Genomic DNA, 13,735 nt, shown 5'->3' with positions numbered 1-13,735 from the left:
GTGCTCACGCTTAATGAAGATGCAAGAAGCATACCAGCATAGCAATTTGTGATAAAAAAAGATAATCTTTGCCGAAAGCTTGTCCGAATCTGTCAGCTGCAATCTGAAAACGCAAAGAAATTTTGCGATCCGCTATATAACTGATGCAAAATCTCTTTGCGGATAACACTTATACCCAGCCGCGGAACCGGGCCGCTTCAGCCGACTTTCTGATGCCCGTCATATAGGCGGCCAAACGCATATCGACTTTGTGGGTATGCGCTGTCTGATAAATGGATTCAAATGAATTCACCATGACACTGCGCAGTTTTCCGGCGACTTCTTCCTCAGACCAGTAAAAGCCTTGATTATTTTGCACCCATTCAAAATAAGACACCGTCACGCCCCCGGCGCTTGCCAAAATATCCGGTACGAGAAGCACGCCTCTTTCATTCAGGATTTTCGTGGCGTCTATCGTTGTCGGGCCGTTCGCCGCCTCCACAATGATTGAGGCTTTAATGTGATGGGCGTTTTCAGCCGTTATCTGATTGGAGATTGCGGCAGGCACGAGAATATCACAGTCCTTTTCCAGCAGCTCCCGGTTCGTTATGACATCAGAGAAGAGATTCGTCACCGTGCCGAAGCTGTCCCGCTTATCCAGCAGGTAATCAATGTCAAGGCCGTCAGGGTCATACAAAGCCCCGTGGGCGTCTGAGATGCCGATCACCTTGGCGCCGGCGTCATGCATAAATTTAGCGAGAAAGCTCCCCGCATTTCCGAACCCCTGAATGATGATCCGCGCATTTTCCAATGGAATCCCTTTTTTCTTAACGGCTTCCTCAATACAAATCGTGACGCCTTGCGCGGTCGCCGTTTCCCGCCCCTGTGAACCGCCGAGAACAATCGGTTTGCCCGTAATGAATCCCGGTGAATCAAATTCTCTCAGGCGGCTGTATTCGTCCATCATCCATGCCATAATCTGCGAGTTGGTATATACGTCGGGAGCCGGAATATCCTTTGTCGGGCCGACGATCTGGCTGATCGCGCGCACATATCCGCGGCTCAGCCGTTCCAGCTCTCCGAATGACATCGTCCGCGGATCACAGATGATGCCGCCTTTTCCGCCCCCGTAAGGAAGATTTGTGATGCCGCATTTTAAAGTCATCCAGATGGAAAGCGCCTTAACCTCTTCTTCACTGACTTCCGGATGAAACCGCACGCCCCCTTTTGTCGGGCCGACTGCGTCATTATGCTGTGAGCGGTAGCCCGTGAAAACCTGTACTGAACCATTGTCCATTTTGACGGGGATGCGTACGGTCAAAAGCCGCATCGGCTCTTTCATCAGTTCATACATATTGTCAGGATAGCCCAGTTTGCGCAGGGCCTCTTTTATGATCGATTGTGTGGACAAGAACAAATTAAGAACTTCTTTTTCTTCATCTTTCTGATTGCTTTTAGAAAGCGGGTTGGCTGACATGTTTTATCACCTCATCGTATTTTACGTGTAAGCTTCAATTACCGGCAGAACGAAATGTAAGCGCTTTTACACCAAAACCCATCAATCCCTTTCACATTGTCGTTACACCCCTTTTTATATGCAAGATTCATGCCAGGATTTTGCGCATCAAAAAAGAGGCTGTTGTCAGCCTCTTTCATCCCGGATTAACGCGGGTCAATAACCAGCTTTGTTTCGGCGTAGAGACTGCCGGCCCCCAAACCGTTTACGTAATCGCCTTTAATTGTATACGTGCCCGCGCGCGGAAGGTTTTTACGCACCAGGACGAGATTGTATTCAGACGCGCCCAATAAGTCAAGGGTAAGCGGAAGTCTGACCGTTTTTCCGTAGTTGAGAATTTGCGTTTCTTTCAGTGTTCTTCCGTTTACAGAGTCCCTCACAGTGGCGTTGAACCCGTCAGGAAATTGAAATTCAACGGCACCGACGGCAAGCAGCGCATTCGGCTTGTATGTGACTTCAATATCAGACGTCGCGTATTCTTTCGTACTATTGACGGTTTTCGCTTCAATAACGGCAGATTGGGCGTTCGCATGAAAAGATGGCAAGAACACAGCTGAAAATACCGCAGCACTGATGAGAAAGGCAGAAAATGATTTTCTTTTTAACATCATGAATTCCTCCAGATCATATAGGATTCAGAGCGTCCTCTGCCGGAAAAGCGTGTCTGATGATTCCATTCGCGAATTGGGTTTCTCTTTTCCTGAGAATAATCTACCACCTTTATCCATGGAAGTAAATTATTTTTTAGAATATTCAATCATTTATTTTTCGCGAGATGAATCAGCACAAAAAAACGAAGACATCCGCTGTCTTCGTCTTCTGCGCTACCGGTGAGCCGTCTGCCAGTCAAATCCGATGGTGTCATCATTCCACGGGATTCTTTTTTCGTCAGGCTGATCCGGATTGTAGGACATTGTCGTGAAATAAATAATGGTCAGCGGGGTTTCGCCCAGCACTCTGTACCCGTGTGCGACGCCTTTGGGAATGAGAAGGAGCATCGGATTGTCTTCTCCCATGTAGTAGACATCCGTTTCTCCCTTGGTTGCCGACTCTTCGCGAAGGTCATGCAGCACGACCTGGGCGTGGCCTGTCGGGAAAAACCACAGGTCATCCTGTTTCTCATGATAGTGAAACGCTTTAATGACGCCGGGATAGCTTTTGGACCAGGAAGCCTGCCCGAAACGCTCTAAGAGATGTTCATCGTCACGGACGAGTTCTGAGAAAAAACCCCGGTCATCGCTGTGTTTGATCAGCTTTTTAATTTTTACGCCTTCGATCACTTGCACTGTCCCTCCCTTTGTAAATAATCCTGCAGCGCTTCCCGCCAATGCCTCATGCCGAGCCCCTGCCGTTCAATCGACTCAAGGCTCAACACCGAGTAAGCGGGGCGCGGCGTCTCATTTCCGTATTCCTCCGTCGTGACGGGCAGCACGGCGGCGGTTCTGCCGCTTTCTTCAAAAATAGCCTTGGCAAATTCATACCAGCTGCACACTCCGCTGTTTGCGGCGTGGTACAAGCCCGGCGGCTTGTCAAACAGACCGATCACCGTTTCGGCTAAATCCTTTGTGTACGTCGGTGCGCCGACTTGATCGTTAACGACACGAACCTGATCATGTGTATCCGCAAGTTTCAGCATCGTATTGACAAAGTTGTGCCCGCCGCTGCCGTACACCCACGACGTTCTGATAATGGTGTGGTTTTTTCCCGTTAACCGGATCAGTTCTTCGCCGAGTTTTTTGCTTTTTCCGTAAATCGTGCCCGGATCTGCGGGATCATCGGTCTGGTATGGCCGTGTTCCTTTGCCGCTGAAGACATAGTCGGTGCTGATGTGAATGAATTTCGCGCCGGTGTTTTCAGCCTCAAGCGCGGCATAATAAGCGCCGATTCCGTTTATTAAATACGCTTTGTCGAGCTCCGTTTCACATTTGTCAACGGAGGTGTATGCCGCCGTATTGACGACGATATCCGGCTTGTAATGGCTGAACGAGTGCCGCACCGAACGCTGGTCGGATATGTTCATCATCGCTTTTGTCAAGGCGATCACTTCATACCCTTCCCGCTTCAGCTGGCGGCATAACTCCCGCCCCAGCTGACCGGCCGCTCCGGTTACTAATACCTTCGTCAATCGGATCCCCTTCTTTCCGATTAGTCTTGGCTGTCTGTATACCAGCGAATGGTTCTTCTCATTCCTTCTTCAAATGTGACGTCCTGCCGCCATCCCAGCTCATTTTTCAGCTTTGAAGCATTGATGGCGTAACGGCGGTCATGCCCTTTTCTGTCTTCGACATGAGCAAACCGTTCCTCGACACCGAGCTCCTTCATGATAAATGACGCAAGCTCTTTATTCGTCCGTTCATTTCCTCCGCCGATATTGTAAATTTCGCCGAGTGTTCCTTTTTCCAGCACGAGCTTAATGGCGCGGCAATGATCTTCGGCAAACAGCCAGTCTCTGATCTGCATCCCGTCGCCGTACAGCGGAACCGGCGTGCCGTTTACGGCATGCCTGATAATGGTCGGAATCATTTTCTCGTGGTGCTGGTACGGCCCGTAATTGTTGCTGCATCTCGTAATGATGGCAGGAAGCTTATGGGTTTTCACATAAGACATGACAATCAGGTCTGAGCTTGCCTTGCTGGCGGAATACGGATTGTTCGGAGAAAGCGGCGTCGTCTCTGTAAAAGCGGGATCATCCGGCGCCAAATCTCCGTACACCTCATCTGTGGAAATGTGAATCAGCCTGCCGGCTTTTCCCTGTAACACCGCGTCCGCCAGTCGGTATGTGCCCATCACATTTGTTGTGATGAACGGCTCTGCCTGATTTATGCTTCTGTCCACATGGGATTCAGCCGCAAAATGAATGACAGCGTCATACATTTGGGAAAAGACTTTGTCAATGTCCTCTTTTTCAGAAATGTCACCTTTGATAAAACGGAAACGGCCGTTCTTTTTTAAGGCTTCTATTTCAAGCGGCCTGCTTGCATACGTGAGATTATCCAGGACGGTAATCTGCGCATCTGTTTCTTTCAGCATCATCTTTGTGAAGGTAAGGCCGATAAATCCGGCGCCCCCTGTAATTAAATATGATTTTGGCATGATTAATGCTCCTGTCCTTTCTGTAATGCCTGATGCGCCAGGCTTCCGGCGAGGTAGAGCGATTCATGCGTGCCCGCATCCACCCACCAGCCCGTTAACACATCATACGTCAGCTCACTGTGTTCAATGTATAAATTATTGACATCCGTAATTTCCAGTTCGCCGCGTTTTGAAGGGGAAATTTGTTCAATATAAGAAAACACTTCTGCATCGTACATGTAGATCCCCGTGACGCATAGTCTGGTCGGCGGCTGCTCCGGCTTTTCAATGATCGACTTGATCCGTTTGTTTTCCTCATCAATCTCGGCGATGCCGAAGCGCTCCGGATCGTCAACTTCTTTCAGCAGCACTTTCGCTCCTTTTCCCTGCTTTGCGAAACGCTCCGTATAAGGTTTTAATGAATCTTCAAAAATATTATCTCCCAAAAGCAGAACGAACGGATCGCGCCCGGTAAACCGCTTTGCGTATGATAAACCGTCGGAAATGCCGGATGCGGCTGGCTGAACCTGATATGTGATTGAGACGCCGAGCTCTTCTCCGGTTTCGAGAAGTTTATGAAATTGCGGAATATATTCTTTTTGTGTAATCAGCAAGATATCCGTAATCCCCGCTTCTTCCAGCTTCATGATCGACCAGTAAATCATCGGATATGGACCGACAGGGAGTAAATGCTTATTGACCGCTTTTGTCAGCGGCATAAGGCGTGAGCCGGTGCCTCCGGCTAAGATAACACCTTTCACATGAACACTTCCTTACGTGTGGTTTTATCACAAATCATAAAGAATCGCCGCCGCCCGTTTGATGCCCCTGCCGTCAACCAGCGGCTTTCCGTTTTGATGAAGTCCGGTCCGCATCGGATAATCAGCGGCCAGCTCAGACATATGCCGAGCGAGCACGTCCGCCGCGGTGTGTTCTCCCAGGCCGAGATGAACGGCGGCGCCCCGTGCGGCGAATTTTTCAGCCGTCTCAGTTTGATGCTCCACTTGAGAAAGAACGATGCAGGGCACACCTGTACAAATGGTCTCATATAAAGTGATCCCGCCGGACACGACGGCCATATCAGCTCTCGTGAGAAGCGCGGCCATGTCATTTGTCTGCCTTACCATCTCGGCATAAGGCATTTGTGTGATCAACGCGCGCACGTCATCAGCATGAGGCGCGGCGCCGCCCATGACGATGATCACTCGTTTCCGCTGAATGCCGGGGATGCGGCGGCATGCTTCCATCACTTTAAAGACAAGCTTTTTCGGGTCGCTTCCTCCTAATGAGACCAATATGGTCCGGCATTCTTTATTCAGCTGATAGAGCTGCTTTGCTTTTTCAAAACCCGGATGAAGAATCATATAATCCGGGCCTTCATATACCGCGGCGCTGCCCATTTGAACCGTCCGGCTTTTCAGCCCGCCGTAAATGCCGTTTATAACGGCATCGCATAAATGAATGACATGTTCCCTCTTTTCTTCAAATAAGACGATACGAGCCGATGAATGCTTTTTGATTTCCTCCAGCCAGTCACACGGCATATCGAGCAGATCGAATATGAGAAGGTCGGGAGCCCGCCTGTTTATTTCCCGGACAATAAATTCCTTCTGTCCCTTGTCAGGCTTGATGATCACTTCCCATTGATCAGATGACAGATAAGAAAAAGCCTCTTTATTTGTGTAGAACGTTATTGAGCAATTGTTCTTAATGGCACCGGCAAGCAGCTTCATCCGGACCGCGTGCCCCATGCCGATGTCACGGCCCCCGTCCGCGAAAATCAAAACCCGCATGCTAATCAGCCTCTTTTTGCCGGATCATTTGATTAATGGCCCTGAGCTCCGGATCACGATTCAGCAGATGGATCAATTCTTTTGCCGGAATATCAGGACGCGAGCCCGCTTTTACGTACAGCTCGCGGGCCAGCCTGTAGTCCTCTTCTGTATCGACGGTCATCCGCAAGTGAGGAGCCCGGAGTTCCTGCGGGGGCTCAGGAAAGAGAAGCCGGTACCTCTCAGGAGATTCTCTTATTAAAAGGGTGACATGCTCCTGATATTTGTCCGCCAGCGTTTTGTCGGCATTGATGTCCGTTAAAAGGCGCGCGTTTACCGCTTCGCCGCCGATCCCGAGCGGTGTACCGCAGATATACGTGTAGTCTGCGTGCTGATCTAAATGCGATTGAATCAGAAAATCAAGCAGCGAAGGGTCGACAAACGGGTTATCCCCCGTCAGCCTGACTGCGATGTCCGGTTTTACTTGTTCGATGACTTGTGCAAACCGGTCAAGCACACGCTGTTCGCTGCCGCGGTGCACACGGTAACGGTTGCTGAGGCAGTGCGCAGACAGAATGTCGTCGGTCTTGCTGTCAGACGCGGCGACGATCAGATTATCCCGTGATTGATCGTAAAACGCACTTTGACGAACCCTTTTGACAATCATATCGAGGATCGTATACCCGCCGATCGGTTTCAGCACTTTGCCGGGAAGACGCCCGCTCCCCATCCGCGCCTGAATGATAAACAAAATGTCAGTCATCATATGGGCTGCCTTTCGTCAAAAGGTCATCCCAAGTGATGCCCGTGTCGGCGGGGATATCCCTGACCGCACGCGCGCCGTCAGTTAAAAGCTCAAAATATCTCGGGTGAAGCCCCTGCGGTTTTTGGCCGGGACGAAGGACGGCAAGGTTTTCCGCCGTAAAACATTCGCCTTTTTGAATCGGCGCTGTTGAAAAAATGCCTCTGTAAGCAAACCTTCTGATATCCCCTTCAATCGGTGTCGTCGTTTTATGGGAACTTCCCGACAGCACTTCCGGCACCGGAGCGTGATACCCCTGCCGCAGCTCCGCTTCAACTGAGCGGATCGCCGCAACCATTTCTTTTAATTCATCCGGATTGAGGGCGAAGGAGTGATCAGCACCGGGCAGGTTTTTATCGATCGTAAAATGCTTTTCAATCAGTTTCGCTCCGAGCCTGACAGCCGCGCACGGCACCTCATACGGATGGGCGCTGTGATCGGAGAAACCGATCACTGCATCCGGGAATGCGGCGGCAAGCATGGGAATGACGCTCAGATTGCTGTATTCAGGCGGCGCGGGATATTTCGCCACACAATGCATGATCGCAATTTCTTTGTTCCCCTCGCCGGTAATGGTTTGATAAGCCTCCTGAATATCTGAAATATCAGCGCCCGCGGTGGAGAAGATAATCGGTGTCTTCAGCCCCGCGACATATTTCAATAACGGCAGATGGTTCAGCTCGTAGGAGGCGATTTTAAAAGCTGAAGGGGAAGTCGCATACAGTAAGTCGGCAGAGCCTTCGTCACATACCGTGCTTAAAAACAGCACGCCTTTTTTCTTACAATATTCAAGCAGCGGTTCGATCCACTCAGCGGGCATTTCCATTGATTGCACCAAAGAAAAAATAGAGACGTTTTTTCCCGCAGCGGTTTTGTATAAGCCGGGGTCTTTCTGATACATTTTGTCAGCCTGAAACATTTGGAACTTGACCGCGTCCGCGCCGGCCTCACTGGCCGCATCTATCAATTCAAACGCCTGGCTCAGTTTTCCGTCATGATTAATTCCGGCTTCGGCGATGATGAATACGGGCGAACCTTCGCCGATTGACTTCGTTCCGATTTTGCATGATGCCATCAGTCCGCCTCCTTCCCGGGCCACACATGATAGTAATAATAGGACGCATCCGCTTTAAATCCCATTCTTTCATACAGGCGGATGGCTCTTACATTGTGGAGCTGCGTTCCCGCTGATACAGTCTTATGCTGAAAACGCAATGATTGTTCAATCACGTGCGCCGCTAAATGGTATCCCGCTCCTTTTCCTTCAAAGCCCGGCTTTACCGCCATCAGATCAAGGACGAATTCATCGCCTTTAGACAGCCCCTGAACAAAGCCCGCGGTCTCTCCCTTATATTTGGCGAGGAATTGTAACGAAGCTCTTCCTTCCGCGTTATTCCGCGCCCACTCTTCAAACAGGCGGTTTGCACTTTTATAACTGAGATGGGGGTCCTGATAATACCTGCTTTTTGTAAAGGCGTCGCGGGCCAGCCGGCTGATCGCTTCCGTGTCGCCGGGTCCGGCTTCTGTAATCTCAAACGGCGGCGTGCTGTTATATACACGCACCGGACTGACGAGCTTGAGAAGACTCCCTACAAAATAAGCGTTCGGAAGCTGCTGCACGACCTGCATCGCGCCGATATCTTCAGCCGGTATTTTAATAAATATAAAATCAGTGCCGTCCGCCCGCCTTGCCGCGTAAAATTCCTGAAACAGCCTTTTGAGCTGTCCGGTGCTGTTTGCGGCTGCAAGCTTCACATTGATGATATTTTTTCGGAACAATTGACTTTCCCACGAAGAGTTTTCATATAAAATCACGCCTTGAAGGCTGTTTTCTTCCAATAAACAGAGCGACGATTCATAGGCTTCCGGATGAATGCCCTTCTGATGCAGGAAGGCATGAATCATGTCCTGCGCAAGATTTTCCCTCAGTCTGTACACCTAATCAGCCCCTTTGACGATATCCGTAACGGCTGCAATGACGTATTCAACGTCATCATCTGTCATTGACGGATAAAGAGGGAGTGATACGGTGCGGTGATAATACGCGGCCGCGGCCGGAAAATCAGTTTCCTTATATCCGTACGTTTTTTGATAATACGGATGGAACGGAACCGGAATAAAATGAACACTTGTGCCGATATTATATTGGTCTTTCAAAGCGGAAATCAGATCGTTCCGGCTGATCCCGGCCTCCTGCTCCTCTATTTGAAGAACATACAGATGCCATGCATGCCGCCCGTCATCACTGACATACGGGACGGTGAGCCCTTTCATGTGTCTGAAGGCGTCCTGGTAGCGGCTTGCAATGTCAGCCCTTCTTTGCTGCATGCTGTCAATCCGTTTCAGCTGATGAAGCCCAAGCGCTGCCTGAAGATCAAACATATTCATTTTATAGCCGGGCGTTTCGACCTCGTAGTACCAGCTTCCGTTTGAAGAATAGCGGTTCCACGCGCCTTTGCTCATGCCGTGAAGGCTGAGCACCCTGATCTGATCGGCAAGCCCGTCATCGTCCGTCGTCAGCATGCCGCCTTCACCGGTTGCCAGGTTTTTTGTCGCGTAGAAGCTGAATGCCGTCGCATCACCGATTGATCCGATCATTTTCTGTTTATAAGTGGTATACACAGCATGTGCGGCATCCTCTAAGACAAATAATTGATGCTTTTCGGCAATGGCCAGAATCTGATCCATATCACATGACTGGCCGGCGAAATGAACGGGTACAATCGCTTTTGTCCGCGGGGTGACGGCCGCCTCAATTTTTTCAGGGTCTGCATTCAGCGTAAGCGGATCGATGTCAACAAACACCGGAACGGCGCCTGTGTGCACGATTGTATTGGCTGTTGAACTGAACGTCACGGCAGACGTGATGACCTCGTCACCGGGACCGATCCCTTTCGCTTTCAGGGCCAAAAACAAAGCGGCGGTACATGAGTTCAGCGCGATCGCGTGCTTTGCCCCCGTCCAGGCGGCAAAGGCTTTTTCAAACGCCTCTACTTTCGGGCCCTTTGAAAGCCAGCCCGATTCAAGCGTATCAATAACCTCCTGAATTTCGTCCTTCCCGATCATGGGCAATGAATAGGGAAGAAAAGCTGATCTTTTTTGCACCATTTTTTTGCGCTCCTATCTTTTTTATGAAGGGTCAACCCGTCTGAAGCTGACTCCGGTTTTTTCCTGAAGCACTTGGCATAAAGCGGCAAGCGAATCCTGAACCGGGTAGTTCGCGGCGACAAAAGCACGGCGCGCCTGTTCCGCTTTTTGATATGCTGCGGGGCTTTCGCATATCCGGATTAATTCCTGAGCGAGTGCCTGCGGGTCCTCAAAGACAAATTCTCCAAGTGAATGATAATAAGGGTATCGGCGGGTTCCCGCTGATTTTCCGATCAGCACGGGCTTTTGAAACAGCATCGCTTCAAGACCGACCGTTGATGTCTGTGTCACCGCAGCGTCAACATACGGGAGAATATCATACAGCTCCATCTCTTTTTTGATGATTTTGCCTGCTTTATATTTCCGCAGCACCTGATTGTAAGCATCCAGCTTGTTTTTGCCGATTTCCCACGGATGCGGTTTAATAATGAGCTGCATGTTCTTTTGGCCGGCAAGCTCTTCAAGCACTCCCGTATAAAATTCATCAGAAAACGGTTGCGTGGCGATCAGCACCGTCCGCTGTGACGGGAGAAAAGAAAGTTTGCGGTAAAACGTGTCCCGATCTATCGGCTCTCTTGAGAAAATCTCGTCGAAACGGGGATGCCCCGTGATGATGATTTGTTCATCCCTGCAGCCTTTTGCTTTATACCACTCCGCTTCATAAGCCCCGAATACAGCCTGATAGTCCGTAAATACGGGCAGAAACGCTTCATCTCCCATGAGCGCTCCGTGCTGCAGACAGATGCTGACGGCGTTTTTTTTCGCGGACATCAGCGCCAGCACACGGCTGTAAATATCCTCCGTCGTGCCGACTACAACGGCGGAAATCTTCTCGGCCGTAAACAAAATATCAACGGCGTCAATCGCTTCAATAAATAACGGGATGTCTTTATACAAACGTTCCTGAAATTCTCTGTTTCCAAAAGCGGGATGGCTGTGAAGCTCTTTCAAAATGGAATGGGCTTTTTCAATATAAGGGACGGGGTTCCCTTTTTGTCCCATTTCCGTCAGCTCCAATTTGCAGATAACGGGCAGCCCATGATGGTCAGGCAGACTCCATCTGGCCAGTACCGCTGTTTTTGCCGGATCAAACTGCCGGTAATTTCCCTCGGTGAACCGAAGATGATCGAAATGCAGAATGACTTTTCCGTTTACCGGTTTCTCATCTGTTTTCTTAATGTTTTGCCTTTTTTGATCATAATAAGGCTGAATACCGGCTTCAGGAATATGCTGATCCGCCGGACCGAAAAGCTCTGGGTTCTGCTCCATGCTCTCCCGAAGCGCCGGACTGATATATTGATAAAAATTACTGATCAATGCGAGCGGGATGTCTTTGTAGCGAAGTGACTGAAAAAGGTCAATATACTGCCGGTACAGCACCCAATAGTTCGCTAAGTATGCCGACAAGCCCTCACCCCTTTCCAAGCTTTTTTAATGATTCCCTCAGCTCCCGGCACGTGGTCTGCTGCGGAAGGCTGTTCACAAACTCGTTTTTCTCCGCCGCGAAAAGCTGATAATGGATGGATTGATCGGTAATATAATTGATATCAAGCTCCTCAGAAATCGGGTAAAACGGATAAAAATGATTCACTCTCCAGAAGAAACGGGCGTCACCGATCCGGTAAAACGTTGGGCTTTCATCCCAATAGGAACCGAATGCCGCTTTGACCTGTTCCAGCACGGAAAACCGGTGCATGACCGAACAATGGTCAATGGCGCACGGCGCGTTCCACACGATCCGTTCGGCGGGCCTGGCCGTCTCCTTCACCGTCTCTTTCCGCTGATTCAGATGATAGGTTTTGGAACTTGAATACACGACGGCTTTTTCCGGGTCTTCATCAAGCTCTTTCACCATTTTCTCAAGCCGTTCCGGCACATACGTGTTGTCGTCGGTCGCATACGTCACGTACTCGCCCTCCGCCATTTCTATTGCCTGATTAATCAAAGCGGCGTAGCGTGTTTTTTCCGTTCTTTCTTTGACGCCCGATACATCGCTTTGATAAAACCGGACGCGGTCATCCGTGAGAAAAGGACGTATTTCCGCCAATGTCTCTTCATTTGAGTTGTCATCCATAATGAACAGCTCAAAGTCTGTAAACGTCTGAGACAGAATACTTTTAATAGAGCGGGCCACATAGTCACTTTTGTTATAGCTCGTCATGATCACTGACACTTTAGGCAACTCGTCACCCCCTTTTCGCACCTGAAACTACCGCTATCATATGTTCCTTATGCGGAAGATGCGCTAGGAATACAGACTATTATGTGAAAAGTCAGCATTGCGCGCACAAAAAAAAGCCGGCTCTGATGTCCGGAAACATTGGATCGTATTTTCTTTTTTCGCATAAATCTTTCTTTGGGCTCATATGGTGGAATAGATAAAAACAGCAGCCGCTCTATCGGCTGTCTGATACTTGTCAGGAGGTTTCAGCATCAAGAGGTTTTCATCAAAGGAGGAACAATATGAAACCGAAAAAGAATCAATATCAGCAAATGCAGGGGATGGGGATGGGAATGGATATGCAAGGATTCCAGCCGCAGCTCGGGCCTAATCCTTATCCGCAGCCTCAGGGCCAAGGATCACAAATGATGCCGATGCAGCAGCAAATGACAATGCCGATGCAGCAAGGCCAGCAGGGCTTCGGCGGGGGGTTCCCCGGCCAGCCGCAACAGCAGGGCGGCGGCAGCTTTCAAATCCCGTCAGGTCCATCATCGTCACAAAACGTTCCCGGCATGCTGCCGATTGAAGAGTCATACATTGAAAATATTCTGCGGTTGAACCGGGGCAAAACGGCGACGATTTATATGACATTTGAAAACAGCAAAGAATGGAATTCAAAGATTTTCCGCGGTGTGATTGAGGCGGCGGGACGTGACCATATCATCATCAGCGATCCGAAAACGGGCACCCGCTATCTGCTTCTGACCATTTACCTTGATTACATCACATTTGATGAGGAAATCGCTTATACTTATCCGTACTCCATGTCTTCTTATTCTCCGAGATAAATCAAAAAGCCAATCGCTCACTTGACAGAGGATTGGCTTTTTTTCTTTATAAATATTTGACGGCCGCGACGATAATCATAATCCAAGAGATGATAAACGCCACGCCGCCGAGCGGTGTAATCGCGCCGAGAATGGAAATCTGCGTCACGCTCAATACGTACAGGCTTCCTGAAAACAGAACGATGCCCGCAAACATCAGCCAGCCTGCAACAGAAACACTGCCTGCGCCAGAGAGCTTTTCAGCCAAAAACGCGACAGCCAGAAGACCGAGCGCGTGATACATATGATATTGCACGCCTGTGTGCCACACCTGCAAATATTTATCGGGGATTTTCCCTTCAAGCCCATGCGCGCCGAAAGCGCCCAGCGCCACGGCCAATAAAGCGTTAATCGCACCAAGAATAATAAACACTTTCATCTATTTTTCTCCCGCCTTTT

The 13,735-nt window shown here is 49.7% G+C and carries 15 protein-coding genes; 1 reads left to right on the top strand and 14 read right to left on the bottom strand.

All coding sequences use genetic code 11. The features are described 5' to 3' along the window. Window positions 1-169 precede the first annotated feature (169 nt). The 13 genes from G9F48_RS06500 to G9F48_RS06440 all read right to left on the bottom strand — a co-directional run bounded on the left by G9F48_RS06500 (window position 170) and on the right by G9F48_RS06440 (window position 12,470). Complete coding sequence (locus G9F48_RS06500; RefSeq protein ID WP_003150991.1) at window positions 170-1,456, bottom strand: Glu/Leu/Phe/Val family dehydrogenase; 1,287 nt, start codon at window positions 1,454-1,456, stop codon at window positions 170-172. 185 nt (window positions 1,457-1,641) lie between these two features. Further along, a complete protein-coding gene (gene bslB / locus G9F48_RS06495) occupies window positions 1,642-2,103 on the bottom strand; it encodes a biofilm surface layer hydrophobin BslB (RefSeq protein ID WP_003150988.1) in 462 nt (153 codons plus the stop codon). 216 nt (window positions 2,104-2,319) lie between these two features. Beyond that, window positions 2,320-2,775 (bottom strand): dTDP-4-dehydrorhamnose 3,5-epimerase family protein, encoded by a 456-nt coding sequence (locus G9F48_RS06490; RefSeq protein ID WP_003150986.1) that lies wholly within the window; start codon window positions 2,773-2,775, stop codon window positions 2,320-2,322. After that, the gene (gene rfbD / locus G9F48_RS06485) at window positions 2,772-3,620 is read right to left on the bottom strand and encodes a dTDP-4-dehydrorhamnose reductase (RefSeq protein ID WP_077723005.1); all 849 of its coding nucleotides are present in this window, start codon (window positions 3,618-3,620) and stop codon (window positions 2,772-2,774) included. The genes G9F48_RS06490 and rfbD overlap by 4 nt, the downstream gene beginning before the upstream one ends. A 20-nt stretch (window positions 3,621-3,640) precedes the next feature. After that, the gene (gene rfbB / locus G9F48_RS06480) at window positions 3,641-4,588 is read right to left on the bottom strand and encodes a dTDP-glucose 4,6-dehydratase (RefSeq protein ID WP_094247409.1); all 948 of its coding nucleotides are present in this window, start codon (window positions 4,586-4,588) and stop codon (window positions 3,641-3,643) included. A gap of 2 nt (window positions 4,589-4,590) precedes the next feature. Further along, window positions 4,591-5,328, bottom strand: a complete 738-nt coding sequence (locus tag G9F48_RS06475) for a sugar phosphate nucleotidyltransferase (protein WP_003150981.1) — start codon at window positions 5,326-5,328, stop codon at window positions 4,591-4,593. Between the two features lie 27 nt (window positions 5,329-5,355). Beyond that, window positions 5,356-6,360: a PseG/SpsG family protein gene (locus tag G9F48_RS06470; RefSeq protein ID WP_165409238.1), complete on the bottom strand. Its 1,005-nt coding sequence runs from the start codon at window positions 6,358-6,360 to the stop codon at window positions 5,356-5,358. A 1-nt stretch (window position 6,361) separates the two neighbouring features. Next, entirely contained in the window at window positions 6,362-7,102 is a 741-nt protein-coding gene (locus G9F48_RS06465) for a cytidylyltransferase domain-containing protein (RefSeq protein ID WP_165409428.1), read from the bottom strand. Next, the gene (locus G9F48_RS06460; protein WP_165409237.1) at window positions 7,095-8,216 is read right to left on the bottom strand and encodes an N-acetylneuraminate synthase family protein; all 1,122 of its coding nucleotides are present in this window, start codon (window positions 8,214-8,216) and stop codon (window positions 7,095-7,097) included. Before G9F48_RS06460 ends, G9F48_RS06465 begins: the two co-directional genes overlap by 8 nt. After that, complete coding sequence (locus tag G9F48_RS06455) at window positions 8,216-9,079, bottom strand: GNAT family N-acetyltransferase (RefSeq protein WP_165409236.1); 864 nt, start codon at window positions 9,077-9,079, stop codon at window positions 8,216-8,218. The genes G9F48_RS06460 and G9F48_RS06455 overlap by 1 nt, the downstream gene beginning before the upstream one ends. After that, entirely contained in the window at window positions 9,080-10,249 is a 1,170-nt protein-coding gene (locus G9F48_RS06450; protein ID WP_165409235.1) for a DegT/DnrJ/EryC1/StrS family aminotransferase, read from the bottom strand. Window positions 10,250-10,270: 21 nt separating this feature from the next. Then, the gene (locus G9F48_RS06445) at window positions 10,271-11,695 is read right to left on the bottom strand and encodes a capsular polysaccharide export protein, LipB/KpsS family (protein ID WP_077723011.1); all 1,425 of its coding nucleotides are present in this window, start codon (window positions 11,693-11,695) and stop codon (window positions 10,271-10,273) included. 4 nt (window positions 11,696-11,699) lie between these two features. Continuing rightward, window positions 11,700-12,470 carry a glycosyltransferase family 2 protein gene (locus G9F48_RS06440; protein WP_146283959.1) on the bottom strand — a complete coding sequence of 257 codons (771 nt, stop codon included), beginning with the start codon at window positions 12,468-12,470 and terminating at the stop codon, window positions 11,700-11,702. A 281-nt stretch (window positions 12,471-12,751) separates the two neighbouring features. Between G9F48_RS06440 and gerQ the strand changes: the two genes are divergently transcribed. Next, on the top strand, window positions 12,752-13,297 hold the full coding sequence (gene gerQ / locus G9F48_RS06435; RefSeq protein ID WP_003150971.1) for a spore coat protein GerQ: 546 nt from the start codon (window positions 12,752-12,754) through the stop codon (window positions 13,295-13,297). A 46-nt stretch (window positions 13,298-13,343) separates the two neighbouring features. Here the strand turns inward: gerQ and G9F48_RS06430 are convergent, their stop codons facing one another. Continuing rightward, window positions 13,344-13,715: a DUF423 domain-containing protein gene (locus G9F48_RS06430; RefSeq protein WP_003150969.1), complete on the bottom strand. Its 372-nt coding sequence runs from the start codon at window positions 13,713-13,715 to the stop codon at window positions 13,344-13,346. Window positions 13,716-13,735 lie beyond the last annotated feature (20 nt).

Origin of the sequence: Bacillus sp. EKM420B (assembly GCF_011065565.1) — a bacterium.
Lineage (GTDB): Bacteria > Bacillota > Bacilli > Bacillales > Bacillaceae > Bacillus > Bacillus velezensis.
Note: the sequence above shows the minus strand (reverse complement) of the source record. Positions and strands in the feature narration are given on the sequence as shown.

Bases quoted from the DNA above. Each gene is read 5' to 3' on its own strand.
- G9F48_RS06500 (WP_003150991.1), bottom strand. From the start codon at position 1,456: ATGTCAGCCAACCCGCTTTCTAAAAGCAATCAGAAAGATGAAGAAAAA.
- bslB (WP_003150988.1), bottom strand. From the start codon at position 2,103: ATGTTAAAAAGAAAATCATTTTCTGCCTTTCTCATCAGTGCTGCGGTA.
- rfbB (WP_094247409.1), bottom strand. From the start codon at position 4,588: ATGCCAAAATCATATTTAATTACAGGGGGCGCCGGATTTATCGGCCTT.
- G9F48_RS06470 (WP_165409238.1), bottom strand. From the start codon at position 6,360: ATGCGGGTTTTGATTTTCGCGGACGGGGGCCGTGACATCGGCATGGGG.
- G9F48_RS06465 (WP_165409428.1), bottom strand. From the start codon at position 7,102: ATGACTGACATTTTGTTTATCATTCAGGCGCGGATGGGGAGCGGGCGT.
- G9F48_RS06460 (WP_165409237.1), bottom strand. From the start codon at position 8,216: ATGGCATCATGCAAAATCGGAACGAAGTCAATCGGCGAAGGTTCGCCC.
- G9F48_RS06450 (WP_165409235.1), bottom strand. From the start codon at position 10,249: ATGGTGCAAAAAAGATCAGCTTTTCTTCCCTATTCATTGCCCATGATC.
- gerQ (WP_003150971.1), top strand. From the start codon at position 12,752: ATGAAACCGAAAAAGAATCAATATCAGCAAATGCAGGGGATGGGGATG.
- G9F48_RS06430 (WP_003150969.1), bottom strand. From the start codon at position 13,715: ATGAAAGTGTTTATTATTCTTGGTGCGATTAACGCTTTATTGGCCGTG.